25 protein-coding genes and 6 pseudogenes are annotated in these 25,828 nt (G+C 70.2%); 19 read left to right on the top strand and 12 right to left on the bottom strand.

The genetic code is table 11. The features are described from left to right. Positions 1–139: 139 nt before the first annotated feature. A complete protein-coding gene (locus ACZ7HQ_RS31310) occupies positions 140–775 on the bottom strand; it encodes a TetR/AcrR family transcriptional regulator (protein WP_470997093.1) in 636 nt (211 codons plus the stop codon). 137 nt (positions 776–912) lie between these two features. Here ACZ7HQ_RS31310 and ACZ7HQ_RS31305 point away from each other — a divergent pair, with 137 nt between their 5' ends. The 5 genes from ACZ7HQ_RS31305 (at position 913) to ACZ7HQ_RS31285 (ending at position 7,363) form a co-directional block, all read left to right on the top strand. Next, positions 913–2,058, top strand: coding sequence for a VOC family protein (locus tag ACZ7HQ_RS31305; protein WP_470997090.1), 1,146 nt, complete (start codon positions 913–915; stop codon positions 2,056–2,058). Then, positions 2,055–2,993, top strand: coding sequence for a fumarylacetoacetate hydrolase family protein (locus ACZ7HQ_RS31300; protein ID WP_470997087.1), 939 nt, complete (start codon positions 2,055–2,057; stop codon positions 2,991–2,993). Before ACZ7HQ_RS31305 ends, ACZ7HQ_RS31300 begins: the two co-directional genes overlap by 4 nt. Continuing rightward, on the top strand, positions 2,990–4,594 hold the full coding sequence (mhpA, locus tag ACZ7HQ_RS31295; protein WP_470997084.1) for a bifunctional 3-(3-hydroxy-phenyl)propionate/3-hydroxycinnamic acid hydroxylase MhpA: 1,605 nt from the start codon (positions 2,990–2,992) through the stop codon (positions 4,592–4,594). Before ACZ7HQ_RS31300 ends, mhpA begins: the two co-directional genes overlap by 4 nt. A gap of 16 nt (positions 4,595–4,610) precedes the next feature. Further along, positions 4,611–6,629: an acetoacetate--CoA ligase gene (locus ACZ7HQ_RS31290; protein ID WP_470997081.1), complete on the top strand. Its 2,019-nt coding sequence runs from the start codon at positions 4,611–4,613 to the stop codon at positions 6,627–6,629. A 116-nt stretch (positions 6,630–6,745) separates the two neighbouring features. Next, complete coding sequence (locus ACZ7HQ_RS31285) at positions 6,746–7,363, top strand: malonic semialdehyde reductase (RefSeq protein WP_470997078.1); 618 nt, start codon at positions 6,746–6,748, stop codon at positions 7,361–7,363. A 180-nt stretch (positions 7,364–7,543) separates the two neighbouring features. On the opposite strand, the gene ACZ7HQ_RS31280 is transcribed toward ACZ7HQ_RS31285, so the two are convergent. Next, on the bottom strand, positions 7,544–8,764 hold the full coding sequence (locus ACZ7HQ_RS31280) for a metallophosphoesterase (protein WP_470997075.1): 1,221 nt from the start codon (positions 8,762–8,764) through the stop codon (positions 7,544–7,546). Positions 8,765–8,920: 156 nt separating this feature from the next. Beyond that, positions 8,921–9,577, bottom strand: coding sequence for a type III effector protein (locus tag ACZ7HQ_RS31275; RefSeq protein ID WP_470997072.1), 657 nt, complete (start codon positions 9,575–9,577; stop codon positions 8,921–8,923). Positions 9,578–9,704: 127 nt separating this feature from the next. Here ACZ7HQ_RS31275 and ACZ7HQ_RS31270 point away from each other — a divergent pair, with 127 nt between their 5' ends. The 4 genes and pseudogenes from ACZ7HQ_RS31270 to ACZ7HQ_RS31255 form a co-directional block, all read left to right on the top strand. Continuing rightward, positions 9,705–10,136, top strand: a complete 432-nt coding sequence (locus ACZ7HQ_RS31270; RefSeq protein ID WP_470997068.1) for an Hsp20/alpha crystallin family protein — start codon at positions 9,705–9,707, stop codon at positions 10,134–10,136. Positions 10,137–10,239: 103 nt separating this feature from the next. Next, positions 10,240–10,635, top strand: coding sequence for a DUF2267 domain-containing protein (locus ACZ7HQ_RS31265; protein WP_470997065.1), 396 nt, complete (start codon positions 10,240–10,242; stop codon positions 10,633–10,635). A 76-nt stretch (positions 10,636–10,711) separates the two neighbouring features. Then, the gene (locus ACZ7HQ_RS31260; RefSeq protein ID WP_470997062.1) at positions 10,712–11,146 is read left to right on the top strand and encodes a DUF2267 domain-containing protein; all 435 of its coding nucleotides are present in this window, start codon (positions 10,712–10,714) and stop codon (positions 11,144–11,146) included. A gap of 398 nt (positions 11,147–11,544) precedes the next feature. Further along, positions 11,545–11,986 (top strand): annotated as a pseudogene (locus tag ACZ7HQ_RS31255) (ABC transporter); the annotation flags it as partial. Between the two features lie 16 nt (positions 11,987–12,002). Here the strand turns inward: ACZ7HQ_RS31255 and ACZ7HQ_RS31250 are convergent. Further along, positions 12,003–12,536 (bottom strand): MarR family winged helix-turn-helix transcriptional regulator, encoded by a 534-nt coding sequence (locus ACZ7HQ_RS31250; protein ID WP_470997059.1) that lies wholly within the window; start codon positions 12,534–12,536, stop codon positions 12,003–12,005. 248 nt (positions 12,537–12,784) lie between these two features. Here ACZ7HQ_RS31250 and ACZ7HQ_RS31245 point away from each other — a divergent pair, with 248 nt between their 5' ends. Continuing rightward, positions 12,785–13,852 (top strand): alkene reductase, encoded by a 1,068-nt coding sequence (locus ACZ7HQ_RS31245; protein WP_470997056.1) that lies wholly within the window; start codon positions 12,785–12,787, stop codon positions 13,850–13,852. A 190-nt stretch (positions 13,853–14,042) separates the two neighbouring features. Here the strand turns inward: ACZ7HQ_RS31245 and ACZ7HQ_RS31240 are convergent, their stop codons facing one another. Continuing rightward, the gene (locus ACZ7HQ_RS31240; protein ID WP_470997560.1) at positions 14,043–14,663 is read right to left on the bottom strand and encodes a TetR/AcrR family transcriptional regulator; all 621 of its coding nucleotides are present in this window, start codon (positions 14,661–14,663) and stop codon (positions 14,043–14,045) included. A 50-nt stretch (positions 14,664–14,713) separates the two neighbouring features. Between ACZ7HQ_RS31240 and ACZ7HQ_RS31235 the strand changes: the two are divergent. Then, positions 14,714–15,326 (top strand): annotated as a pseudogene (locus ACZ7HQ_RS31235) (hypothetical protein); the annotation flags it as partial. A gap of 397 nt (positions 15,327–15,723) precedes the next feature. Here the strand turns inward: ACZ7HQ_RS31235 and ACZ7HQ_RS31230 are convergent. The 5 genes and pseudogenes from ACZ7HQ_RS31230 to ACZ7HQ_RS31210 all read right to left on the bottom strand — a co-directional run. After that, positions 15,724–15,969 carry an SCO5918 family protein gene (locus ACZ7HQ_RS31230; protein ID WP_470997558.1) on the bottom strand — a complete coding sequence of 82 codons (246 nt, stop codon included), beginning with the start codon at positions 15,967–15,969 and terminating at the stop codon, positions 15,724–15,726. Between the two features lie 118 nt (positions 15,970–16,087). Further along, a complete protein-coding gene (locus ACZ7HQ_RS31225) occupies positions 16,088–16,423 on the bottom strand; it encodes a CBS domain-containing protein (RefSeq protein ID WP_470997555.1) in 336 nt (111 codons plus the stop codon). A gap of 152 nt (positions 16,424–16,575) precedes the next feature. Continuing rightward, complete coding sequence (locus ACZ7HQ_RS31220; protein WP_470997053.1) at positions 16,576–18,090, bottom strand: DEAD/DEAH box helicase; 1,515 nt, start codon at positions 18,088–18,090, stop codon at positions 16,576–16,578. A 242-nt stretch (positions 18,091–18,332) separates the two neighbouring features. Further along, a complete protein-coding gene (locus ACZ7HQ_RS31215) occupies positions 18,333–18,539 on the bottom strand; it encodes a cold-shock protein (RefSeq protein ID WP_067116135.1) in 207 nt (68 codons plus the stop codon). Between the two features lie 264 nt (positions 18,540–18,803). Further along, a pseudogene (locus ACZ7HQ_RS31210) lies at positions 18,804–18,922 on the bottom strand (MerR family transcriptional regulator); the annotation flags it as partial. 367 nt (positions 18,923–19,289) lie between these two features. Between ACZ7HQ_RS31210 and ACZ7HQ_RS31205 the strand changes: the two are divergent. The 4 genes and pseudogenes from ACZ7HQ_RS31205 to ACZ7HQ_RS31190 form a co-directional block, all read left to right on the top strand. Then, positions 19,290–19,778 carry a GNAT family N-acetyltransferase gene (locus ACZ7HQ_RS31205; protein ID WP_470997050.1) on the top strand — a complete coding sequence of 163 codons (489 nt, stop codon included), beginning with the start codon at positions 19,290–19,292 and terminating at the stop codon, positions 19,776–19,778. A gap of 113 nt (positions 19,779–19,891) precedes the next feature. Next, positions 19,892–20,533: pseudogene (locus tag ACZ7HQ_RS31200) on the top strand (methyltransferase); the annotation flags it as partial. Positions 20,534–20,658: 125 nt separating this feature from the next. Beyond that, a complete protein-coding gene (locus ACZ7HQ_RS31195) occupies positions 20,659–21,204 on the top strand; it encodes a hypothetical protein (RefSeq protein WP_470997047.1) in 546 nt (181 codons plus the stop codon). A gap of 60 nt (positions 21,205–21,264) precedes the next feature. After that, positions 21,265–21,475, top strand: a pseudogene (locus tag ACZ7HQ_RS31190) (glutamate synthase-related protein); the annotation flags it as partial. A 90-nt stretch (positions 21,476–21,565) separates the two neighbouring features. Here ACZ7HQ_RS31190 and ACZ7HQ_RS31185 read toward each other — a convergent pair. After that, the gene (locus ACZ7HQ_RS31185; protein ID WP_470997044.1) at positions 21,566–21,739 is read right to left on the bottom strand and encodes a CsbD family protein; all 174 of its coding nucleotides are present in this window, start codon (positions 21,737–21,739) and stop codon (positions 21,566–21,568) included. 134 nt (positions 21,740–21,873) lie between these two features. Here ACZ7HQ_RS31185 and ACZ7HQ_RS31180 point away from each other — a divergent pair, with 134 nt between their 5' ends. The 4 genes and pseudogenes from ACZ7HQ_RS31180 to ACZ7HQ_RS31165 all read left to right on the top strand — a co-directional run. Continuing rightward, a complete protein-coding gene (locus ACZ7HQ_RS31180) occupies positions 21,874–22,044 on the top strand; it encodes a hydrophobic protein (RefSeq protein WP_363218565.1) in 171 nt (56 codons plus the stop codon). A 534-nt stretch (positions 22,045–22,578) separates the two neighbouring features. Next, complete coding sequence (locus ACZ7HQ_RS31175; protein WP_470997042.1) at positions 22,579–23,418, top strand: RNA polymerase sigma factor SigF; 840 nt, start codon at positions 22,579–22,581, stop codon at positions 23,416–23,418. Between the two features lie 769 nt (positions 23,419–24,187). After that, entirely contained in the window at positions 24,188–24,532 is a 345-nt protein-coding gene (locus ACZ7HQ_RS31170) for a MerR family transcriptional regulator (protein WP_470997039.1), read from the top strand. A 160-nt stretch (positions 24,533–24,692) separates the two neighbouring features. After that, a pseudogene (locus ACZ7HQ_RS31165) lies at positions 24,693–24,899 on the top strand (serine/threonine-protein phosphatase); the annotation flags it as partial. 166 nt (positions 24,900–25,065) lie between these two features. On the opposite strand, the gene ACZ7HQ_RS31160 reads toward ACZ7HQ_RS31165, so the two are convergent. Beyond that, positions 25,066–25,737: an enoyl-CoA hydratase-related protein gene (locus tag ACZ7HQ_RS31160; protein WP_470997036.1), complete on the bottom strand. Its 672-nt coding sequence runs from the start codon at positions 25,735–25,737 to the stop codon at positions 25,066–25,068. Between the last annotated feature and the right edge of the window lie 91 nt (positions 25,738–25,828).

Here is a 25,828-nt window from a genome sequence, read left to right as displayed (position 1 = left end):
GGCCGGCACGGCGCTGCAGTGCTCCGGTCACTTCGCCGTACAACAGCCCGTGAACACGGCGCACAGTGTGGCGGCAACGTGCGGGATCTCCGGTGCCGGCAGTCTCGTCCGCGACCAGGGCACTGCGCCCGCTGAGCCGTCAGTCGAGGTCGGGCAGTGGGCGCCGGGTGACCTCACGGGCGTCGTCCGCGGGGAGGCCGAGCATCCGCAGGACCATTGCGGCCAGTTCGGAGGCGGTCTCGTCGCCGTCGAGGTCGGGGCGGGCCAGCCGTAGCGCCACGAGAGACATCAGGGTGCCGCCCACGGCAGACAGGGCGGTGGTCGCGTTGGCGCAGTCGAAGCGGCCCGAGGCGATGCCGATCTCCAGGTCGCGCAGCGCTCGCGGCGCCAGACCGCGGTCGGAGTGGATGTAGGCCAGACCACGGTCACGCAGGATCCGCGTGAGCTCGGGGTGGGAGTCCGCCATCCTGGCGGTGAGCCGGAATCCGACGGCGACCAGCTCGGCCGGATCGTCGATCCCTTCCACCCGCTCGTCAATGAGCTGACCGAACTCGTCCAGAGCGTCGGTCACCGCGGCGTCGAACAGCTCCGTCTTGGACTCGAAGTGGTTGTAGAAGGAGCCGAAGCCCACGTCCGCGCGCTCGGCGATGGCCTGAATGCTGGCGCTGGTGTCCCCGGTCTCAGCGAGGATCTGTCGGGCCGCGCGGACGAGCGCCTGACGGGTTTCGGCACGGCGCCGCTCGAAGCGGTTCTTGGGCGGGGCTGACGTCGGCATACGGCGAGTGTAACCGCCGTCGCGATGAGTGTGCCATTACTGATGAGATCCTCAATTATTTGACCACATCCTATTGACGATGAGACTTGGCAAAGCTGATGATTTCCTCATTACAGCAGTGTTGCTTGGAGGACACCATGTCCCACATCTCCGTTAACAGGGCTGATCCGCCGACGCCCCATCAAGGCCTCCACAGCGAGCAGGGAGCCCTTCGCGGCGAACACCCCGGCCGGTCCCGTGATCCCCTGATCAAGGCGGCGGACCTGGCCTGGCTGGAGTTCGAGAAGCCGGACCTGGACCGGGCCGAGGTCTTCGCGCGCGACTTCGGGTTCGCGATCGCCGCCCGCACCGAGGAGGAGCTGTGGCTGCGCGGCACCTTCGCGGGCCCACCCTGCATGGTCATCCGGCGTGGGCATGCGTCCCGCTTCGTCGGGCCGGCGTTCCGCGCGGCCGAGCGCACCGACCTCGACCGGCTGGCCGCAGCCACCGGCAACACCGTCCGGGACATCAACGTACCGGGGGGAGGGAAGTCGATCTCCCTGCTCGACCCCTCTGGCCTCCCGGTCCGCGTCGTGTACTGCGGCGAGCAGCTGCCCGCGCTGCCCGAGCAGGAGCCGCTGACCCTGAACTCCGGCACGGACCACCGTCGTACGAACACCACCCAGCGAGCCCCGCGCGAGCCGTCGCGCATTCAGCGCCTCGGTCATGTGGTGCTGGAGACAAGAGTGTTCGCCCGCACCCTGGACTGGTACCTGGACACCCTGGGCATGATCGTGTCCGACTTCCTGTTCCTCGACGGCCAGCGTCAGCGCGGGCCGACCATGGCATTCATCCGCTGCGACCAGGGCAGCCTGGCCGTCGACCACCACACACTGGCCCTGCACCTGGGTCCCGGCACCGGATACGTCCACTCCGCCTACCAGGTCACCGACCTCGACTCGATCGCCGCCGGCGGCGAGTACCTCGCCGAGCGCGGCTACAAGCGCAGCTGGGGGATCGGCCGGCACATCCAGGGCAGCCAGCTCTTCGACTACTGGCGCGACCCCGACCACTTCATGCTGGAGCACTTCGCCGACGGCGACCTCTTCTCCTGCGACCTCGAGCCCGGCTGGGCGCCGATGTCGGCGAGCGGCCTGGCCCAGTGGGGCCCGCCGGTCACCCGCGACTTCCTGGGGGCCAATCCGTCCCCGGCCAAGCTGCGCGAGGTCATGCATGCCCTGCGCGGCGACAACGAACTCGACCCCGCACGCCTGCTGGGCCTGATGAAAGCGATGAGCTCATGAGCACCAACGTCCTGCGCACCCCCGACGGCTGGTGGGCCGTCCGCGACGAGCGCGCCGTCCGCATCGACACCAAGGCCGTCACCACCGCCGAACTGCTCGCCGACCGGGACGCGGTCCGTGAGGCCGCCGCCTCCACCGACAGCGGCACGCCGGTCGTCGACCTGGTGGCGCTGCCCCCGGTGACCACCCCCTGCCGGGTGGTCGCCCAGATGGTCAACTACCGCAGCCACGCCAAGGATTCCGGGTTCACCGGCGACATACCGCCCACCTTCTTCCGCAAGGCGTCCGGCTCCGTCAGCGGTCCCCACGACACGATCGTCCGCCCGTCGCACGTCAACTTCCTCGACTACGAGGTGGAACTCGGCCTCGTCATGGGCGCACCCCTGCCCGTGGGCACCGTCGTCGAGGAGCAGGACCTGCCGCGCTACGTCGCCGGCCTCGTCCTGACCAACGACGTCAGCGCCCGCGACGTGCAGCTGACCAAGACCCAGTTCTACGAGAGCAAGTCCTATCCGACCTTCACGCCGACGGGCCCGTACCTGGCCTTGCTGGAGCCCGAGGACTTCGCCCATCTGCTGAACCTGCGGCTGCGGCTGAACGTCAACGGCGTACCGCGCCAGGACCGCACCCTCGCCGACATGATCGTACGGCCCGCGCAGGCCCTCACCCTGCTCGCCCGCTTCCAGACCCTCGACACGGGTGACCTGCTGCTCACCGGTACTCCGGGCGGCACGGCCCTGAAGGCCCCGCCGAAGCCGGTCGCGAAGATCAGTGCGCTGCTGCCGCCCGCGGTCAGGTGGAAGGCGTTCTTCAAGGGGCAGGCCAAGAACCCCCTCTACCTGCGCGACGGCGACCTCATCACCGCCACGATCGCCACCCCGGATGGGCGGATCGACCTCGGCGAGCAGCGGAACGCCGTGGCGGACGCGAGGTGAGCGCCGCAGCAGCCCGCAGACCGGTGGTGATCATCGGCGCGGGACCGGTCGGGGTCACGGCCGCCCTCCTGCTCGCACGACACGGAGTGCGCAGCCTGCTCCTCGAACGCCACCGGGACATCTACCCCCTGCCGCGGGCCGTCGTCGCGGACGACGAGATCTGCCGGATCCTGCAGAGCGTCGGCGTCCACGAGGAGTTCGCCGCAGCCGCACGCCCGGCACCGGGCCTGCGGCTGCTGGATCCCCGGCGCCGCGTGATCACCGAGTTCCCGCGCTCCCCGCACGGTCACCACGGCTTCGCCCAGACCAACATGTTCGACCAGCCTGAACTGGAACGCCTGCTGCGCGATGCCCTGAAGCGCCGCCCCGAGTGCGAGCTGTGGGGCGGGGTGGAGGCCGTGTCCGTCACGCAGCCCGCCGACGGTACGGCTCCGGTGCGGGTGGCCTTCCGCCGCGACGGCAGCGACGAGGAGGAGTACCTGTGGGCCGACGCCGTCCTCGGCTGCGACGGCGCGGGCAGCATCACCCGGGAGGCCATCGGCGCCGTCTGGGAGGACCTGCACTTCGAGGAGAGCTGGCGGGTCATCGACGTGCGCACCAGCCGCCGGGTGAACAGCTGGGACGGCGCCGAGCAGATCTGCTGCCCCACCCGTCCGGCCACCTACATGCGCGTCGGCGAGGACCGCTACCGCTGGGAGTTCCGGATGGCCGAGGGCGAGCCCCTGGACGGCCCGCAGGGGCGGGCGCGCCTGCGGGAGCTGGTAGCCCCCTGGGTGGATCTGCCGTCCGACGGATCGGAGGACGACGACTTCGAGGTGATCCGGCAGGCGCAGTACACCTTCCGCGCCCGCCTCGCCGACCGGTGGCACCGGGGACGCGTCTTCCTGCTGGGCGACGCCGCCCACCTCACCCCGCCCTTCATCGGGCAGGGGCTGTGCGCGGGCCTGCGCGACGCCTACAACCTCACCTGGAAACTGGCCCGCGTCCTTCAACAGGGCGCACACGACGGCCTGCTGGACACATACGAGCGCGAGCGCAAGCCGCACGCCCGCCACCTGATCCGTGTCGCGGTCGCCGTCGGCTGGGCAATGACCGGGGGACAGGACCGCGGAGCGGCGTTCCGCCGAACTGTGGTGGGCACGGCGTGTCGCGTCCCCGGCATGACCGCGGCGGTGAGCCGTGACCTCAGCCCCGCCCTGACCGCCGGTCCACTCGTGCGGCGCCGCCCCCGGCTGACGGGCCGCGTGCTGGCCGGCACCTTCTGCCCTCAGCCCTGGGTACGACACGACGGCAGGCGAGTGCGCCTGGACGACGTCCTCGGGGACTCCTTCGCCGTCCTGACCGCTGTGCCGCCGACACCGCGGATGACGGCCGTGTCCTCTGCACTGGGCGCACCCGCGATCCACGTGGGCGACCTGGGGGACGACGGGACCCTGGCCGCCTGGCTGTCACGCGGCCGGGCGGACGCCGTCCTGCTGCGCCCCGACCGCGTCGTGATGGACACCGTCCCGACCGGCACCGGTGACTTCACCGGCGCCGCCGCCTGGGCTCCCCTGCTGTACACGGCCCGCCGCCCCGCCGAAGCCCGGCCCGCACCCTGACGAGGAACACCACACCATGACCACCCCGCGCTCCACGCCCTGTCCGGAGCCCTTCCTGCCGCCCGACCCCCAAGCGGCCGCCGGCAGCCGCATCGCGGACTTCGCCCGCTGGGCCGCCCGACACCAGGGCGCCGAAGGGATTCCGGACCCGACCGACTACCAGGCCCTGCACCACTGGTCCGTCACGGACCTGGAAGGATTCTGGGCCGCGGTGTGGGAGTACTTCGACATCGACGCCACCACTCCGTACGAGCGGGTGCTGGCCGAGGAGACCATGCCCGGCGCCCGCTGGTTCCCCGGCGCCACCCTCAACTACGCCCACCACGCGCTGCGCAACCTGCACCCGGACGCACCCGCGATCACCGCACTGGACGAGACCGGAGCCGGCTACGAGATCACGGGCAGGGAGCTGCGCGCCCAGGTCGCCTCCGTCGCAGCCACTCTGCGCGATCTGGGTGTCGGACAGGGCGACCGGGTGGTGGGCTACCTGCCCAACACCCCGCATGCTGTCATCGCCTTCCTCGCCACTGCCAGCCTGGGCGCAGTGTGGTCGGTGTGCGGGCAGGACTACGCGCCCAAGGCCGCCGCCGACCGCTTCGCCCAGCTCGAACCGACGGTCCTCATCACCGCGGACGGCTACCTCTTCAACGGCACCACGCACGACCGCCGGGCCGCCTCGCTCGACCTGGCCGCCGCCCTGCCGACGCTGAAGGCCACGGTGCTTGTGGACCACGTGGACCTCGACTGGCCCGAGGGCGGGCACACAAGGCTGAGTGTCCCGTGGGAGGAAGCGGCCTCCCGTACCGAGTACCTCACCATCACTCCGGTGCCGTTCGACCACCCACTGTGGATCGTCTTCTCCTCCGGCACCACCGGCCTGCCCAAAGGCATCGTCCACGGCCACGGAGGCGTCCTGCTGGAACACCTCAAGACCCTCGGTCTGCACAGCGACCTGGGCGTCGGAGACCGCCTGCTGTGGTACACCACCACCCACTGGATGATGTGGAACCTGGCCGTCTCCACCCTGCTGACCGGCGCCGCCACCTGCACCTACGACGGCAGTCCCGCGCCGGTCGCGCGCCCGGACATCCTGTGGGAACTGGCGGCCCGCCACAAGGTCACCGTCTTCGGCACCAGTCCCCAGTACTTGCTGGCCATGGCCAAACTGGGCATCGACCCCGCCGTGCACGACCTGTCGGCGATCCGCGTCATCGGCTGCACCGGCTCCGCCCTGCCCGCCTCCGCCTACCCCTGGGTCCGCGACCACGTCGGCGCAGGCATCCAACTGGCCTCCACCAGCGGCGGCACGGACGTCGTCTCCGGCTTCGCCGGCAGCGCCCCCACCACCCCGGTGTGGGCGGGCGAACTGTCGGCACCCAACCTCGGCGTGGCGCTCGCGGCGTACGACGGCGCGGGACGGCCGGTCGTCGACCAGGTCGGCGAACTGGTCGTCACCCGGCCCATGCCGTCCATGCCGCTGTACTTCTGGAACGACCCCGACGGCAGCCGCTACCGAGACGCCTACTTCGGCGCCTACCCGGGCGTGTGGCGGCACGGCGACTGGATCACCCTCACCTCCCACGGCTCGGTGATCGTGCACGGCCGCTCCGACGCCACCCTCAACCGCAACGGCGTACGCCTGGGCAGCGCCGACATCCACGACATCGTCGAACATCTCCCTGAGATCGCCGAGGCCCTCGTCATCGGTGCGGAGGAACCCGACGGCGGTTACTGGATGCCGCTCTTCGTGGTCCTCGCCGACGGGGTCGACCTGGACGACGCGCTGCGCGAGAAGATCCGAGACGCCATCCGCACCGGCGCCTCACCCCGCCACGTCCCCGACGAGATCCTCGCCGTACCGGCCATCCCGCACACGAAGACCGGCAAGAAGCTCGAGGTCCCCGTCAAGCGCCTCCTCCAGGGCGCCCCCGCCGAGCAGGTCCTCAACCCCGCGGCGGTCGACAACCCCGAACTGGTCGCCTACTTCACCCGGTTGGGCGCAGAGCGCACCAGGCGGTCAGCACACGACATGTGACTGGCGACCAAAGGCTCGGCTCCAACAGAGCCTGCCCCGACGCGTGGTGCCAGGGCGGAGATCCCGCCCAGGCACCGCACCCTCCGCAACACCGAAGTCAGAGAGAAACCGTGAGTATGACCGACCGCGCACCGCAGACGCTCGATGTCCTCGACGACGCCGGGCGAAAGCTGCTGTTCACCGAAGCCCGCACCGCGAACACCTTCGCCGACGTGGTCGTCACCGACGACGAACTCGCCATGATCTGGGAACACGCCCGCTGGTCGCCGAGTGCGGCCAACAGCCAGCCTCTTCGTGTGCTCTTCGTGCGCACCAACGAGGGCAAGGAGCGCCTGGTCCGGCATCTCGACGAAGGCAACAGGGCCAAGACACTTCAAGCACCGGCCGTGGCGGTCCTGGCGTACGACGTCGACTTCCACGAGCAGATGCCGGCGGTCTTCCCGGCTCGCGGCGAGATGCTGCGAGCGGCGTTCGCCGACCAGAACGACAAGCGCCAGATTCTCGCCTCCTACAACTCCGCCTTGCAGACCGGCGTGTTCCTGCTCGCGGTGCGTGCGGCGGGGCTCGCAGCCGGTCCCATGGCGGGCTTCGACAGGGTCGGCGTGGACGAGGAGTTCTTCGCCGGTACCAGCTGGCGTTCGCACTTGGTGGTCAACATCGGTCACCCCGGTGCCGACCCGTGGTTCCCGCGGCTGCCCCGTGTGCCCGTCGAGGACGCCGTCGCCTGGGCCTGACGGCGAGGCCGGACTCGTAGCACTGCTGCCGCTGCGGGCAGCCTGCCGCCGGCGGGCGGAAGCTGCCCGCAGCGGCGCCCTGCGGTCGCCTACTTCGCCCCGCCACGGCGACGAAAGGCGTCGACGGTGCGGCCGCCCCCCGATCGAGGGCGCTGGGAGGCGCCCATTGACCGCCCCGTGTTACGGCGAGGTGGGCCGGTGCGGGGAGCGGAGGACGAGCAGGGTGATCTCGCTGGGGGCGAAGATCCGGAACGGCGGGCCCCAGAAGCCGGTGCCGCGGCTGGTGTAGAGGAGGGTGCGGGGGCTGTGGTGGCTGAGGCCGGCGAGGGCGGGCTGGTCGATGCGGACGAGGTGGTGGAAGGGCCAGATCTGGCCGCCGTGGGTGTGTCCGGAGAGCTGGAGGTCGATGCCGGCGGCTGCCGCCCGGTCGACGAACTTGGGCTGGTGTGCCAGGAGCAGGACGGGCAGGTCGCTGTCGGCGCCGTCCAGGGCTCCGGCGAGGTGCGCGCGGTGGCCTGCCAGGCCGGAGGACTCGGCGGTGACGTCGTCCACGCCCGCGACGACCAGGGTGTCGCCTCCGCGTTCGAGCAGCAGATGGCGGTTGCGCAGCGGCTCCCAGCCCAGCTCGTCCATCAGGTCGACCCAGCCCTGGGCCTCGCTGTAGTACTCGTGGTTGCCGGTGACGTACACACGGGCCCGGGTGGCCCGCACCGTACCGAGCGGGAGGGCCTGGGCGCGGCGGCGTTCGGCCGTGCCGTCCGCGATGTCGCCGGTGTGGCAGACCAGGTCCGCTTCCAGGCTGTTCACCGTCTCGCACACCCGCGCCGACCACCGAGACCGATCGAGCGGGCCGTAGTGGGTGTCGGTGATGAGGACGACGCGGGTGCCGTCCAACCCGGCACCCAGCCGCGGGAGTTGCACGTCGAGCCGGCGCACGCGTGGTACGCGGCGGGCCTCGGCGTACCCCCAGGCGAGCAGTACGGCGGTGACGCCGAGGACGGCCCAGGTGACGATTCGGGCCCGGTCCTGGCTCGAGCCGACGCCGGCCACGGTCAGGGCGAGCCGCAAGAGGACGCCGAGCAGAACGGACCAGGTGAACAGGACCCAGCTGCTGCCCAGCAGGGTGTCACCGACGATCGCCGCCCGGTCCTGCTGGCGCCGGCCATGGCCGCGCCCCATCGCGAGCGGCATGCACAGGAGGCTGAGCGCGAACAGGGCGCTGCCGGCCAGCGTGACGGGCAGCGGCCAGTGCTGGCCGGTGTACAGGAGCACCCAGCAGGGCACGGCCCACAGCAGGACGGGGGCGATCAGCGGGATGTACCGCATCAGGCGGTGCAGTCGGCTCTGCCGCGGCGCTTGTGCCTCACCCTCGGCGGGCCGGGTGTTGCTGGTGGCGGTCACGCTTCCCCTCCCTGACCAGGATGCCGTCTCGCGCACTGTATCCCGGGGTACGCGGATACCGCGGGGCGTGCGCCGCTCCGGAGCGCGTGAACGTCAGCTGGTGCGTGATGTTCTGAACTGGTTTGCGTGGATCGCTGGTCAGGGGGAGGCGTTGCGTCACGCCTCTGAGTGACGGGTGAGGTCAGGGGGTGTGAGGGTGTCGAGTTGTGCTGCGAGGTCGGGGTGGGTGGTGGCCAGATGGGGGCGGGTGTCGCTGAGGGGGCGGATGAGCTCGGCGGGGTCGTCCTGGGCGAGGGCGGCGTGGAGCTGGCTGAGCGGTTGGCGGGCCGCGGTGGGCAGGTCGGTGAGGGCGGTGATCTGGCCGGCGATGCGGCGAAGATCCGCCGCATTGCGGCGGGCCCAGGTGGCGGTGGTGCGTTCGGCGGCGCGGCGTTCGCGGGTGGCCTGGACGCGTTGTTCGCCGGTGGTTCCGGCCGGGCCGGGCCGGCCGCGCAGGTAGCGGCGTTCGGCGGCCTGGCGGCTGGCGACGCCAAGGGGGTGGGCGAGATCGGCCCAGCTGGCGCCCGCGTGGCGGGCGGTTTCGATCAGGCCGGTCTCCCATCCGGCGAGCTGCTCGCGTACCTGCCGCAGCAGCAGGAGCGAGGCAAGGGCCTGCTCCGGGCCGATGTCATGGTTCTCGCCGGTGCCGGGGTCCTTGTGCTGGGCGGCCTGCAGAGCGTCCTCTATGGCGTGAAGGGCTGCCGCGGCGGCGAGGAACGACGCCGGGCTCGGAGTGTCGGCACTGGACGATGCCGGCTGGTCGGCCGGGGTCATGGGCACCTCCCTCAGATGGTCATCCTTTGGACGACGCTACGTTTGTCATCCATTCGATGACATGTTACAACGGTGTCAGTGAGGCGCATTGGCAGCAACTGCCCGAACTCCCTGGAGGTGTCTTCCGATGTTGATGCGCACTGACCCCTTCCGTGAGCTGGACCGGCTGGCTCAGCAGCTGGTGGGCCCGGGCACCTGGTCCAGGCCGTCCCCGATGCCGATGGACGCCTACCGCGAGGGCGACCAGTACGTGGTGGCCTTTGACATCCCCGGCGTCAGCGCGGACGCGATCGACATCGACGTCGAACGCAATATGCTGACCGTCAAGGCCGAGCGCCGGCCCGGGACGAAGGCCGACGACGTACAGATGGAGCTGTCGGAACGGCCGCTGGGCGTCTTCTCCCGCCAGATCGTGCTCGCCGACACGCTGGACACCGAGCACATCCAGGCCGACTACGACGCAGGCGTGCTCACCCTGCGCATCCCGATCGCCGAGCGCGCCAAGCCCCGCAAGATCGCCATCGGCGTCGGATCCGGCCACAAGGAGATCTCCGGCTGAGCCGGACCCCGTGAGGGGTGAACAGCGGCGGAGGACGGGTACCTGATTTCCCCCCTCGCCCGTCCTCCGCGCCCGTGGGCCTGAGGAAGGGGTGACAGCTGACGTGACAGTGCGACGGGAGGCGTTCCTCCAGCATGTGAAGGAACGCGGCGAATACGACACCCTGCAGGAAGCCGAACGCGCGGCCCGCGTGGTGCTCGCCCTGCTGGGCGCACACCTGGTCGGCGAGGTACGCGCCCAATTGGCGGCGCGTCTGCCGGAGGGCTTCGCCCTGATCCTTCTCAACCCGCTGCAGAGCGCCGAGCCGCTACCCCCGGAGCGGTTCGTGCGGGCGACCGCGGCCTGGATCGAGGGCGCCACCGAACAGACCGCGGCCTGGGATGTCAGCGCCGTCCTGTCCTCGGTCGCCGACGCCACCGGCGACGACCTCCTCAAACAGATCCTGCTCCAGCTCCCCGCAGGCTACGACCTCCTCTTCGGCCGCCCCCAGCCCACCTGACCACCCACCCCCGGTGACCCGGTGACCGCACACCGGGCCACCACGACCTGGTGACAGAAAGGCAACCACCGCAGTGATGTCCGACCACAGCGCACCGCTCCAGCAGCCCTACGGCAGGGCGTATGAGCAGATGCTGGAAAAGGTCCGCTACGACGGCGCCTACCCCACCCGGGAGAAGGCCGAGGAAGCCGTCCGCCTCGTCCTTTCGGGACTGGGACGCCAGCTGACCGGCGACGAACGCGTCGAACTGGCCGCCCGCCTCCCCGTCGAGGCCGCGCGCATCCTCACCGCCCAGATCCCCGACACCCAGCCGCTGGGCGGCTGGGCCTTCGTCAAGGACCTCGCCGCCCGCACCGGCGCCTCTCTGGCCACCACCCGCTGGGACACCGGATCCGTCTTCTCCGCCGTCGCGGCCTTCGCCGGCCCCGACCTGCTGACCCGCATCCTGCGCCAGCTCCCCTCCGGCTACGCGCTGCTGTTCGGCCACGCCGAACTCACCCAAGCCGCCTAGGTCTGGGGCCTGTCCGGCGGATCATGCCGGAGTCGCGGGGCTTTCCGGCGCCCCAGTATGCCGGTGACCGTGCTGCGTACACGCGCAGCAAAGCGTGCGTAGCGCGTCACGGTCACCGGCATCATGCTGACGCGGCCAGGGCCGCCACGCGGTTCGACACCGACGCTGGAAGTACCTCTCATACGCGCTCCGAGGATCGCAAACAGGCACTTCAAGCGGGATGGCCCGCGTCAACCGGCCCGGGCTGCTGCCCACGGGCCTCTTGCGAGCGCTCGCCGGCGTGTTCGCCACCGCGACGTTCGGCCTCATCAGCAGCGAAATCCTGCCGGTCACCTCTACGCGGGGCCGCTCCGCGACGCGGTGTTCACCCTGCTGTCGATGACCGCGCTTTCCCGCGGCACCTGAGCGGCGTCTCCCGCCACAATCTGCACGACGTGTCCGTCGACGTACCGCTCTGCGTACTGACGGCGGTGACGGGCGTGTCCGCTTCCGGAAAGTCGACGCTGGTGACGCAGGTGCTCGCCGGCCGTCCGCGGCCACCCCGGACTCGTACCCGAGGAACCCGACGAGGCGCAGCTGGAGGTCGACGTCCAGGACGCGTCGGGGGCCGAGTCGTTCGACCGGCTGGTCCGGGCCGGCCAACGGCCCATCGGCCGAACTCCCCGGTCCGACCTGGCCACGTACACCGGGACGTTGGACGCCGTGTGCAAGCTGTACGCGGAGACGGACGAAGCCAGGGCGCGCGCCTACTCGGCCGGACGGTTCTCCTTCAGCGTGCCCGAAGGGCGGTGCGAGACCTGCCGGGGCGAAGGATTCGTCGCGGTGGAACTGCTGTTCCTGCTGTCCGTTGAAGGCGTTAACGCTCCGCGTGTGCGCCTGCGGGATCGGCGGCCGCCTGAACGAGGTTGTGCTCCAGGCGTTCCAGAGTGAGCAGGGCCGCGGTCCGCTCGTCGGCGGACATACCAGCGGTCGAGAGGTCCTCGAGTTGGCTCCAGATCCGCTCGACCTCGCGGCGCAGGGCGTGGCTCGCCGCTGTGGGCTCGATGAGCGAGGCGCGCTTGTCGGTGGGGTCGGGGCGGCGGCGGACGAAGCCGGCCTGTTCCAGGCGCCGGACGGTGCGGGTCATGGTGGCCGCGTCGGAGTCCAACAGGCGCACCAGGGCGGCCTGCCGCTGGGGACCCAGCTCCCACAGATGCATCATGACCAGCTCCTGGCCCGGATGCAGCCCGATACGGCGCAGCAGCTGTCCGGCGAACATGCGGTGCAGGCGGGCCAGGCGAAAGATCGCGTGACTGATCGGACCACTGCCGGCCGCGGCCGGCACCGGGACGGTGGCCTCCTGTCCCGTTTCCGTGGAACTCCCTCCGGCTTCCGGGGCGAACTCTGCCATCTCTCCCTCACTTTCCTGTCCGAGCAACTTGATCCTATCTGCCGGTAGGCGATCCGACAGCTCCTCCCCGCTTCGGTCAGCGATACGCGCAGTACAGATACGTGATGCACGTCACGCAACCCTCCCAAGAATGAACGCGCGGTATTTACCTGTTCGGACAGGTGATTTACTTGTTCGGACAGGTAAATGCCATGGTGCGGGCCAGCGGGTCCGGGCCGCAGAGCTGCACTCATCCCGAGGAAGAGACCATGACCACTGCATTCGAGCCGATCGACCTGGGCGGCCGCCGCCTGACCAGCCGCGTCGTGATGGCGCCGATGACCCGCAGCCGCGCCTACGGGCCGGGCGCCGAGCCGACCGAGCTGATGGCGACGTACTACGCACAGCGCGCGGGCGCCGGGCTGATCGTCACGGAGGGCATCCAGCCTTCGCCGGTCGGCCAGGGCTACCCCGACACCCCCGGCCTGCACACGACCGGTCAGGTACGGGCGTGGCGGACGGTGACCGACGCCGTCCACCGCGAGGGCGGCGTGATCTTCGCGCAGCTGATGCACACCGGCCGGATCGGCCACCCGAGCCTGCTCCCCGATGGTCTGGTGCCGGTGGGGCCGTCGGCGGTGGCCGCCAAGGGCCAGGTCTTCACCCATGAGGGGCCGAAGGACTTCGTGACGCCGAAGGAGCTGAGCGAGGCGGAGATCCGGCAGACGATCGCCGACTTCGCCGCCGCGGCCCATCACGCGATCGAGGCAGGGTTCGAGGGCGTGGAGATCCACGGCGCCAACGGCTACCTGATCCACCAGTTCCTCGCACCCGGTACCAATCAGCGCACCGACGGCTGGGGCGACGGCACCGAGGGCCGGATCCGCTTCGCCGTCGAGGTCGTCACGGCCGTGGCCGAGGCGATCGGCGGCCACCGGGTCGGCCTGCGGATCTCGCCCGGAAACCCGTACAACGACATGTCCGAGGACAACCCGGGCGAGGTCTACTCCGCCCTCCTGGACCGGCTCGCCGGCCTGGAGCTTGCCTATCTGCACCTGATGGAAGGCCCGGACCGCGGCCTGACCGCGTCGCTGCGCAAGGCGTGGCCCGGCACGTTCGTCCTCAACCCGTTCACGCACCCCGACGCCACCGGCCCCGACGCGCTGAAGCTGATCGAGGACGGCAGCACGGACATGATCGCCTACGGGGCCCTGTTCCTGGCCAACCCCGACCTGCCGCGTCGCCTCGCCGCGGGCGGTCCGTTCAACACCCCGGACCCGTCCACCTTCTACGGCGGCGACCACCGTGGCTACACCGACTACCCGACCCTGGACTGACGTCCGTCGCCGCGCTGCGGCCTGCCTGGATTCCGCGTTGCACCAGCGCGATCGCCCTGTGCGTGTTCGCGCCGGTGCTCGCGACCGCTCGTGCTCGTGCCGGTATTCGATGCCGCCGTACCGGCCGAAGGTCGATCAGAAGTCGGCTCCTGCACCGCTGCCGGCGCTCGATGTGCGGCTGGGGCGTGCCTCAAGACCGCGCGGGCGTGGGGTCGATGGTGGTGAGCCACTGGGTGACGAGGGTGTCGATGAACTCGTCAGTGGCTTCGGCCCGGTCGAAGAAGAGGCGGACGAGGAGGGGGCCGTGGAGCAGGCTGTACTGCTCGTCGGTGATCTGCAGGCCGGACGGTTCCAGGAGCTTGTTCAGTGCGGCGAGGCGGTCCTCCATGATCCGGGCCATGGCCTGGGCGCTGTCGGCGTCATGGTCGGCTTCCGCGGCGATGGCCAGCGCGGCGGTGCGGGTTGCGGGGACGGTAGGGCCGGCGCGCAGGCTCACCAGCCAGGCAGTGGCGACAGCGCGTACGTCGGTGCCGGGTTCGGGGTGGCCGACGTCGGGGCCTTGCAGGGTGACGTCGGAGAGCAGGGCCGCGCGGCCTGGCCAGTGCCGGTACAGGGTCTGACGGGTGACGCCGGCCCGTTCGGCCAGCAGCGCGGTGGTCAACCCGGTCAGCCCGACCTCGGGCAGCAGCTCACGGGCGACGGCCAGGATGCGGGCGCGGGTGCGCCGGACGCGAGGGTTGTCCGGATTCGGCTGACGCCGGTGGACGGGCCGGCGCCAACATCGACCCCACCTGGAACGACCCGACGGCACCCGCGCGGCTGGCACAGCACATCGAAGAAGAGTCAAGCCGTACCGGACACCTGCCCGGCACCTACGCGCCGTGCCCGACCTGCGAAGGCGCCGGGTACGACGCCGAAACGCTGGAAGTCACCTGCTGAGGCAAGAACATCGCGGAAGCAGCGCGAGGTGGGACCGGGGTACCTGCGGCTCGGCCAGCCCGCGACGGAACTCAGCGGCGGTGAGGCGCAACGCATCGAACTGGCCACCGAACTGCGGCGAGCCCGCCGCGGGCACGCGCTCCACCTGCTCGACGAGCCGACGGCGGGGCTGCACCCGTCGGACGTCGCGCTGCTGCTGCGACAGTCGCACCGGCTCGTCGAGGCCGGGCACACGGCGAGGACCCCCGTGCGAGCGTGCTCCACGGCACCCTGCACATCGACTCGCACCTGTGGTCGGCCTGGCGGCCTTCCTCATGTTCGGTTCCGCGGCGACCGCCCAGCTGGTGCTGGGCCGCCTCCCACTGCCCCGGCTCCTGACCGTGGGGGCAGTGGTCCTTCCGGTCGGCCTGGTCCTGTGCGCCGTCGCCCTCCACCACCCGGCGCTGGCTCCGGCTGCTGTTCAAGGGAGACGTCGAACGTGCCGGTTCAGTGGCCGAGCCCGCCTCCGCCTCACGCGCGTTTGGCTCGCCGGTGACATGACGTCACGTCCTGTGGGCAACTACTGAAGCGGCGCACGTACGCAACACGCGGAGGGCACGGCGACATCGGTGGGCGTGCTGCAGGGTGCGCGCGGCCCCGCCGAGTAGTTGTCGGCGGTTCGGCGCCGTGTGTCCATGCGCGGTTGCGGTCGCACATGTGCAGCACTGCCGGTAACGGCTCGGGCCGGCCGCACCGGTTGTCGCCGGGCAGCCCCGCGACGACAACCGGGCCGACGGGTCGTACCGGCCTCGTGCGGCCTCGCGGCTCATTGCCGAACCGTTGGCTCCCACGGGACGTGGTTCTCGCGTCCGGCCCGCCACCAGCCGGGTGCCACATCCTTCGGTGTTCCAACCCGCGGACGGCAGTTCACCTGCCGTCGATCTCGGAATCGTTCACCAGCCGAGCGCGTCGTCGTCCGCCCGCGCATCCCGGCTTGGCGTGACCGGGCATGGGCGGTGGCAGGTGAAGCCGAGCCGGGTCAGCGCCCGGCGCATCTCGGCCACCGGGAAGTCACGGCGGTTCTGCCTGGTGACCACTTCTCCCAGCTGCATCACGGGGTAGACGCGGCGGTCGATGGTGACATACACACCGGTGACGGGTTCGGGCGGGACGCCGGTCATGGACTGTTCGATCTCGATCTAGGTTAGGTCGAAGGGGTACCGGGCGATGAGACAGCGCATGGCTGCCTCCACGAAGTGGGGGGAATGCCGGGGACGGTGACCGGGTGACGGCGGTCGGGCGGGGTCGGTACGACGGTCAGGGCGTGAGAGCGAGCACGCCCAGGGCGTAGCCGTGTTCGTCGATCACGGGGGACACGTCCAGCGTCCGGATCCGCATGGCTGCCTCCGCCTCACCGAGTATCGATGTGGACGAGGTGAAGGGCCCGCGGTCGAGTGGGATGTCCCGCAGCCGTGTCCGGTCGCTGTACCACGAGCCGCCGCGGTGTGCGGCGAGCTGGGCCCGGGTGACCAGTCCTGCGCACCGGCCGTCCTCGGCCCGGAGGAGCAGATGCGGGACACGCGCGCTGATGAGGACGGACAGGGCCACGTCGACCGCCATGTGGTCGTCGACCTGCGGCCCGGGAGCATGCATGGCGTCCCGGGCGGTCAGGCCGGTGCCGTCGCCGCTGTCGAGCTTCTGTGTTCGGGGCGGAAACGTCGTCAAGGGCTTCTCCTCTTCGTTGGCGCGGGACAGCACGGGCGACTGCTCGTCCCGACCGCAGGGAGCGCTTCCCCGGGCTTGGGCTATGGGTTGTTCCTCGGTGCAGGCCGACGGCCCCGGGCGGCGGCCCGGCCGCTTCCGCCACGGCCGGCCCCCTGGCCGCTCCTCCCACGCCCGGCGGCCCGGCTCCTGCGATGCCGGCCGACGGATCCCCCGCCCTCGGGCCGTCCTTCGACCGGTGCGGCGAGGACGACGGGCACACCGGAGGGGGTCCGGGCGCCGGTGATGCGCTGCAGTTCGGCCTCGCCCGGACGGATCCGCACGGTGTGCGGAGTGATGCCGGCGTCACCCATCAGACGGTCCACCGCGCGGCGCTGGTGCGGCAGCACGAGGGTGACGACGGTGCCGGACTCGCCGGCGCGGGCGGTACGGCCGCCGCGGTGGAGGTAGTCCTTGTGGTCGCCGGGAGGGTCGACGTTCACGACGAGGTCGAGGCCCGTGACGTGGATTCCGCGGGCGGCGACGTTGGTGGCCACCAGGGCCGTGACGTGGCCGTCCTTGAACTGGGCGAGCGTCCGGTTGCGCTGTGACTGGGATTTGCCGCCGTGCAGGGCCGAGGCTCGTACCCCGACGGACAGCAGGTGCTTGGTGAGCCGGTCCACCGCGTGTTTGGTGTCCAGGAACATGATCACGCGTCCGTCGCGGGCGGCGATCTCGGTCGCGGCGGTGTCCTTGTCGGCGTCGCGCACGTGCAGCAGGTGGTGCTCCATGGTGGTGACGGCTCCCGCGGACGGGTCGACCGAGTGCACGACGGGGTCGTGGAGGTAGCGGCGTACCAGGAGGTCGATGTTGCGGTCCAGGGTGGCAGAGAACAGCAACCGCTGGCCGCGGGCGGGGACTTGGTCGAGCAGCGCGGTCACCTGCGGCATGAACCCCATGTCGGCCATCTGGTCGGCTTCGTCCAGCACGGTGACGGCGACCCGGTCCAGTTGGCAGGCCCGCCGCTCGATGAGGTCCTTGAGGCGGCCGGGCGTCGCCACGACGACCTCGGCGCCGTCGCGCAGCGCACTCGCCTGGCGGCCTATCGGCATGCCGCCCACCACGGTGGCGAGCCGCAGCCGTAGGGCGCGGGCGTAGGGGGTGAGCGCGTCGGTGACCTGCTGGGCCAGTTCCCGGGTGGGGACGAGGACGAGGGCGAGCGGCTGTTTGGGCTGGGCCCGCTGTCCGTCCAGGCGGGCCAGTACCGGCAGGCCGAAGGCGAGCGTCTTGCCCGAGCCCGTCCGGCCCCGGCCCAGGACGTGCCGGCCGGCCAGAGCGTTCGGCAGGGTGGCCGCCTGGATCGGGAAGGGCACGGTCACCCCCTCGGCGCCGAGCGCGGCCAGCAGCCGTGCGGGCATGTCCAGTTCGGCGAACGTCTCGACCGCCGGCAGTGGCTCGGTGAGGGTGACCGGCAGGGCGAACTCCTGTCGGCGCGGGGCGGAGCGTGCGCCCTGGCCAGTCTTTCGCCCGGTACCCGGACGGGGGCCCTGGCGGCCCGTCCCCTGCGTACGGAAGCGGCTGCCGGAAGCGGTGCCGGTGTGACGGGGGGTGCGGTTCATGGAAGAACCTTCCTCGATGCGGCGTATCGAGGAATTCCGTCCAGCGGCGATGACCGCACGAGGATTCGCAAGAATGAGCCGAAGAAAAAAGAGCCGGGCCTCGTGACGCTGGAGCGGGGACGGCCGGCGGTCCGGAAAACCCGGAAAACGGGAAAATCAATGAGCTGGGGCCCGTACCCCAAGAGCACGGGCCCCAGCCACATGATGCGCGAACCTCTGGCTCGCGACGATTCGCGTCTGCGTCAGGCGGGAACGATGTTCTCGGCCTGCGGGCCCTTCTGGCCCTGCGTGACGTCGAAGCTGACCTTCTGGCCTTCCTGAAGCTCGCGGAAGCCTCCGTTGCTGATGATGTTCGAGTAGTGGGCGAACACGTCAGCGCCGCCGCCGTCCTGCTCGATGAAGCCGAAGCCCTTTTCCGCGTTGAACCACTTCACGGTGCCAGATGCCATATTGAATCTCCCTTGGGGGGCAGTGCCGGACTCCGCACTTTGCGGAGCCGAGTCGCCGCGATGATCACCCCTCCGGAAAGATCCGGAAAGCTCTGCAAAGAAAAAAATCTCTGGCAACCAAAACTGCAACTGCTCTCACGTTAACACAGGCCGGGTGGAGACGGTCATGCGTTTGCGGGAGTGTCCGGCAATTACCCTCCCGCGTAGGGGCGTATTTCTGTAGTGGCGGGACTAGGTATCTGCGCCGTGCTCGTCCAGCTTCCGGCGTGACGCGGCCTCGACGGGGGTGCCCTGGTCGACAAGCTCACGGGCGCGGCGGCGATGCGCAACTGGCGGCGGGAACAACGGCGGTGGCCGCCTTCCGAACGCAGAGGAGCGATCAGTCCGACGTCCGGCTTTCCGGGGACGCGGCGAGGGACCCGGGCGTGCCCGGCACTGGTCTCCGAAGGATCCGGCACCGTCCGCGTCGTGCGGCAACCCTGACTCGGGCAGGCACGGAGATGTGGACTTGCCGTGACAGATCTTCCCCTCTGCCCGGCGGCGGACAGCGACGCGGCGCCCCGCTCGGTCGCCTCCGGTGGCACGACCAGAAGGTCCTGCGCCCGTGTCCGGGTGCCATGGGTTTTGAGAATCAGTCCCTGCTCGGCATCGGGATACTGCGCGTTCCCGTGGCCCTGCCTCCCCCTGCTGCTGACCCCCGGCAGCCGACCCGCCGCACGAAGGCACTCTCCGGTGCGAAATACTCTCCCGATGACCTCACGCACGTCCCCGATCAGCCGGCCGATCACCATACGGAGGGCCGTCGCGCGGGATGCCAAACGGCTCACGCGCCTCGTGCGTGGCTCGGGCGCCTACGAGGGCAAGTACGCAGCCGCAGTCGCGGGTTACCGGGTCGGCCCTGATTACATCGAGGCCCACCGCGCCTTCGTGGCCGTCGGCGCCGACGAGCATGGAGACCGGGTCCTCGGGTTCTACTCGCTCGTCCTCGCTCCACCGGAGCTCGACCTGCTGTTCGTCGCCGACGAAGCGCAAGGACGGGGTATTGGACGACTGCTCGTCGCGCACATGCAGTCCGAGGCCCGTGCCGCCGGGCTCGACCGCGTCAGGGTCGTGTCGCATCGTCCCGCCGAGGACTTCTACCACCGGACCGGTGCAGTGCGGATCGGGACCGCGCCGGCGAACCCGCCGGCCGTACCGTGGGACCGTCCCGAATTCGAGTTTCGCATTCCTTCGGAATGACGCGGTGTGCCGGTCCGCAGGGCACCGGCCTCGCCTGCATGATGGCCGGCCTGCCGGAACCTTGCCGTTTTCATAGATCGTGACAGCTGGGGTACGCGGGGTCCGTGGATCACGTGGTGCTACCGGGCGTCTACGTCCCCCAGGAGGACGCGGCCCTGCTGGCTGGAGCTCCGTCCGAGGAGCCGCTCCCGCCGGGCGTGGCCGTTCTCGACGTGGGCACCTGTACCGGCGCTCCGGCCCTTGCGGCGGGGCGTCGGGGCGGCCGGGGGACCGGAGTGGATGTGTCTCGGCGTGCTGTGTGCACCGCCCGGCTCAACGCCGCGCGGGCCGGGCTGCGGGTCCGGGTACGGCGCGGCCATCTCTTCGATCCGGTGCGCGCTGAGTCCTTCGACCTGATCCTGGCCAGTCCGCCGTATCTGCCGGGACCGGATGGGCCCTGTCCTCCGCGTGGTGCCGCCCGGCCTGGGGTGCCGGCCACGACGGACGCATGGTCCTGGACCGGATCTGCGAGGTGGCGCCCCACCTGCTGCGGCCCGCAGGGGATGCTGCTGCTGGTGCAGTCCGCGCTCGGCTGTCCGGAGCGGACCGTGAGGCGTCTGCGGTCGAACGGCCCGAAGACCCGCAGCGACCCAGGGGCGGCGGATCGCGTTCGGGCCCGTGATGCGCCGCCGCGCGCACCGGCTACGGCAGCGGGGACCGTTCTCCCTGACCGAGAACGAGGAAGAACCGGCGTCGTCCGCGCCGAACTTGCAGAACCCGTCACACGGGCTGGTCTGCCGCAACCCGGTCAGAACACCGATGGCGGCGAAAACCCACACGCCCGGCTCCTGAAAATCCGCCGCTCGCACTTCGGAACCGCCGCAACCAAGGGAGTCTGCAGATGAACGCCCCTGCGCATCCCGGTGCGATCCAGCGCCGCTCCACCGGACGAGGTGTCGACATGAAGCTCCTCGGCATCTATCTCAACGATCACCTCGCGGGTGCGACGGCCGGCACGGAACGCGCCGCCCGTCTGGTGCGCACCGCCCGGGGTTCCGCGCTCGGACGCGCGCTTGAGCCTGTTGCTGCGGAGATCGCCCAGGACCGGACAGCGCTGATCGGCATCATGCGGGATCTCGGCGTTCCCGTGCGCCGCTACAAGGTGTGCGCAGGCTGGACGGGCGAGAAACTGGGGCGGCTCAAGCTCAACGGCCGCCTGGTACGGCGCTCCCCGCTGGGTCTCCTGTGGGATCTGGAAGGGCTGCGGCTGGGGGCCGAGGGCAAGACGGCCGGATGGCAGACCCTGCGTCGGCTCAGTGCGACGGACCAGGGCTTGGACCCTGCCCAGCTCGACACACTGATCGAACGAGCCCGACAGCAGCAGGAAACGATCGAGGAGTGGCGCGCCCGCCAGGCCGAGGAAGCGCTACGCACGACGACCGGCTGAGCTGTTGCTGCCAGATGGCGGTCCTCCGGAGCTCACCGACCACAGTGAGCGCGACGGCAGGGGGTTCGCCCGGACACAGGTGAGGGCGGACTGTCCGAGTATCACCTCCGCCCGGGTGGTGACCTCGTCGGGAGACCGGCACCGGGTACTTCGGCTGCCGCACGCCCGACGGCGACTTCGACCCGCCGAGATCGCCGACAAGGCCGCACACGATCACGTCACGTGCGTGTCCCTGAAGCTGTCGCAGGGCGCAAAGCCCGGTATTGGAGGCGGGCAAGGGGTCCTGGCGGACCGTGCATGGCCCCCGGAAGGGCCCTCCCGAGGCGTGTACGGGAAGGCCCATCGGAGAAAAGAGACGTCGTCAGTGCCTGAAGGCGTCCTTGGCCTTCTCCTTGGCCTCACGGGCATCGCCCGTGCTCTTTTCCGCCTGTCCTTCGGCGGCCAAGCGGTCATTACCGATGGTGCTTCCCACGGCCTCCTTGGCCTTGCCCTTGGCCTGCTCGGTCTTCGCCTTGGCCTTTTCGCCGGCAGTCATGGAATGCGCCTCCTCATTGTTTCGGTGCTGTTTTCGCTGTAGCCCGTGCCCCGGCTCTCCTTGCACAAACGAGGCAGAGCTGCGGAATGAAGGAGCAGTCGCGGGGCATACGGCGGCTCAGGAGGTTGATAACCATGGTTCCGTTGCTGCTCGTTCTACTTCTCGCACTCGTCCTTTTCGGTGCCGGTTTCGCCGTCAAGATGCTTTGGTGGGTGGCCCTCGCCGTCCTGGTGCTGTGGCTGCTCGGCTTCGTCATGCGCTCCACGAGCGCCGGGGGTGGCCGCGGCCGCTGGTATCGATGGTGACCTGACCCGTACTCACCCCTTCGTGTCGTAGGGCCTGGCTGACACCGGCCAGGCCCTACGGGCTTGGACGCGAATGTGGTGCGGTGGAGACAGGGTGGGTACACGCCGAAGAAACCTGCGCGGCCCCTGGCAATTCCTGCCTCCGCCTATGTCGCCTGTCCTGGTGTGGGCGGTTGGTCGACCAGGAGCCGAAATTTCTCTACCACTCCTGAGTCGCTCGATGGGCATCATCCTGCTGGCCATCGGGCTCATCCTGTTCCTCCTCGACTCCGTGGGGACTCCATCGGCGGCCGACGCCACTACTGGTACGCCCCCCGACGCCCCGACGAGAGCCGCCGGGCCGGCTCCGGAACGCCGGCGGGTTTTCCGGCCGGACCGGGCGGGTGGCCTCTCAGCGGGGGACGCGCCCGCTCACAGCCCTGCCCCTAGATCGCGTGGCGGCAGGCATGGGTGGAAAACGAAGGGGTAGCCGGGGCATCGTCGGCCGTTTCACAGCGGGCCGTGGCACGAGTTCTAATCCGGGAGGGGACCTACATGGCGCTCATGAGCACGCCGGACACGCAGACCACCGAGCTGCCCGAAGTCGCCGACCCCACGCAGGTGGCGCCCAAGGATGCCCGCGAACTCTCCCGGTTGTTCTTCGAGCAGCTGGCAGTGCTGGAGGAGGGCACGCCCGAATACAGCTACGCGCGCAACACGCTGATCGAGATGAACATGTCCTTGGTCCGCTACGCGGCCGGCCGGTTCCGCAGCCGCGGACCGGAGGAGATGGAGGACATCGTCCAGGTCGGCATGATCGGCCTGATCAAGGCGATCGACCGGTTCGAGCTGTCCCGCGAGGTGGAGTTCACCTCCTTCGCGATCCCCTACGTCGTCGGGGAGATCAAGCGGTTCTTCCGCGACACCACCTGGGCCGTGCACGTTCCCCGGCGGCTGCAGGAGGCCCGCGTCCAGCTCGCCCGGGCCACGGAAGAACTGCGGAGCCGGTTGGGCCGCACGCCGACGGTCAAGGAACTGTCGGAGCTGATGAGCCTGCCCGAGGACGAGGTGGAGGAGGCCCGTCTGGCCGCGAACGGCTACAACTCCTCCTCCCTGGACGCCGCCATGGGCGGCAGCGAGGACGGCGAGAGCGTCCTCCAGGACTTCATCGGCGTCGAAGACACCGACCTGGAGTTGGTGGAGGACTTCCACTCCCTGGCCCCGCTGATCGCTGACCTGGATGAGCGCGACCGGCAGATCATCCACATGCGGTTCGTGGAGGAACTCACCCAGGCCCAGATCGGCGAACGCCTGGGCGTCTCCCAGATGCACGTCTCCCGGCTGCTGTCCCGCTGCCTCGCTCGCCTGCGCGAGGGCCTGCTCACCACCGACTGACAGCCAGCTGTCCGCATCCCGCCTGACATGGCGCCACGGCCCCGAGCCAGGGGTGCAAGGAGTCGCGAACGGTGGGGTGACAGGCTATGACGTCATCGAGACCGACGATCTGGAAGAGGCGTGCGACGGAGGCACCGGGTGCTGCCGCCGTAGCCGGCTCCCGGCGCTTCGCGCGGTTCGCAGGTGGTGGTGAGAGCGTCGGTGCCGCTGGAGTCCATGAACGTGACGTCGTCGAGGTCCAGCACCGTCCGGTACGAGGCGACGCCGTGAGTAGCTGCGGCATCGAGAAGTCCCGTCGGAGAGCGGCCTTCCTGGTGTAGCTGCGGTAGAAGCACACGCACCATCCATGGAGAAAAACTGTCATGGTGATAGTAGACATTCCGCCGCGGCGGGGTTAGCGTTGTCTCCGTACCCAGAAGTCGAAGTGGGCACAGCAGGCACGAACTGCTGTGCAGGTAGATCAGAAGGACACGGCCCCAGTGGGGCTGTGAGCAGCACCCGCGGTATCCGCGCAATCGAAAGGTAAGGAGCAGAACGCCATCAGGATCGCCCGGGCGAGGAAGCAGTCCGCCCGGGTACGACGCAAGGCCCCGGATTGGAAGGTGGTCCCCGGTCACGCATTCGCGATCCCCGCAACCCCGCCCTCCCAGGCGGCACCTGCGGAAAAAGAAGGCCGGCGCAACGCGCCGGTAGATGGTGTTGAAAGCTCGGGGCCCGGGTGCCGTTCTGGCACCCGGGCCCCCCGACGCGTCCCCGAAAGAAGAGGTCTATGCCGCCTGCCGGTTCCCGTCCCGTCGGCCCTCTCGACGATGACGACTACCCCGCCTACACGATGGGCCGGGCCGCCGAGATGCTCGGCACCACCCCTGCCTTCCTCCGTGCCCTCGGTGAACACCGCCTGATCACCCCGCTGCGCTCCGACGGCGGCCATCGCCGCTACTCCCGGTACCAGCTGCGCATCGCCGCCCGAGCCCGCGAACTCGTGGACCAGGGCACCCCCATAGAGGCCGCCTGCCGCATAGTCATCCTCGAAGACCAGCTCGAAGAGGCACAGCGCATCAACGAGCAACTGCGCGCCGAGGGCGGCAAGCCTCAGCCGAAGACATCAGCCTGACCAGAGAGAACCGCGAGCGGGCGTGATGCATGTAGTGGGTGACGAGGGGCGAACCCGGGGGAAGAAGGAGCGGCAACCGACAGGAGGTTGCCATGGATGGCGGGGGTCTGGAACTCGGGCAGCTTCTGGCCGCCGCTGAGGCGGCACCCCCCCGGGGAATCCGTCGGGTACTTGCTGCGAGGCTCCCCAGTTCACCCTCGCGGCAGGGCCGGTGCCGGCCGACGACATCGGCGGCGACACCTACGACTACACACTCGATCGCGACACACTGCACCTGTCCACCGACGCCATGGGCCACGACACCAACTCCGCGCTGCTCCGCACGCCCTCGTTGACCGGGCGTGCAACGCGTCGCAGGGAACCTGGGGTTTCGTGCAGAGCCGGCGCAGCCCCCTGACACCGGACCGCGCCCTGGGCGGGCCGCCGGAACGCTGACCGACTTCGAGCGACTCGCCCTGCTCGCCGAGACCAACACCCAGCTGACGTCCACTTCGACACCGTGAAGGCACACTTCGGGGCGCCTCGGCATGGCGTCAGCCCAGCGGGTGGGTCGTGTCGCGGAGCGTGGTGAGGACAGAGGCGTACATGCGCGTCTTGATGGTGCCGAGGCTGTCGCCGGCCTTGCTCGCGTGGGCCTGGGCAAGTTCGAGGGCGGCGGTGCGCAGGGCGCCTTCGTCCACGGCCTGGTCGACGATTCCGGCGGCGGCTGCTTCCTGGCCGCCGAAGCGGCGGGCGGAGACCATGACGTGCTGGGCCGTCTGCGGGGTCAGCCGGGACTGGATGAGGGCGGACATGCCGGGAGTGAAGGGGATGTTGATGTCTGCCTCGGGCAGGCACCAGAAGCCCCGGTCGGCGCGCATGAGACGGAAGTCGTGGGCCAGCGAGAACATCGCTCCGGCGGCGAACGTGTGTCCCTGCAGCGCGGCTACGGTGATCAGCGGCAGGGACAGGAACCTTGCGAACAGGTCGTGGACGGAGTTGACGTAGTCCTGGCGCTCGTCGCTGTGCGCGGCGAGCCGTTCGAGATCGAGACCGTTGGAGTAGAACTTCCCGGTCGCGGCGGTCACCAGGGCGCGGGGGCCTTCGGACTTCTCCACCTCGTCGATGGCTGCGCTGACCGAGGCGATCCAGTCGGGGTGGAAACGGTTCTCCCCGTCGCCGAGGTCGAGAACGAAGACGGCGTCGTGGCGGTCGAGCGTGGGCATGAGGGCTCCTTGGAGACGTATCGGTGGGGCAGGGCGGATGGGTCGAGTGGGCGTCGGGGGCTGCTGGGCCGCAGACCGGGGCTGGGGGCTG

It is taken from the genome of Streptomyces sp. NPDC037290, assembly GCF_055603245.1.
This window is presented reverse-complemented; position numbering and strand designations above follow the sequence as displayed.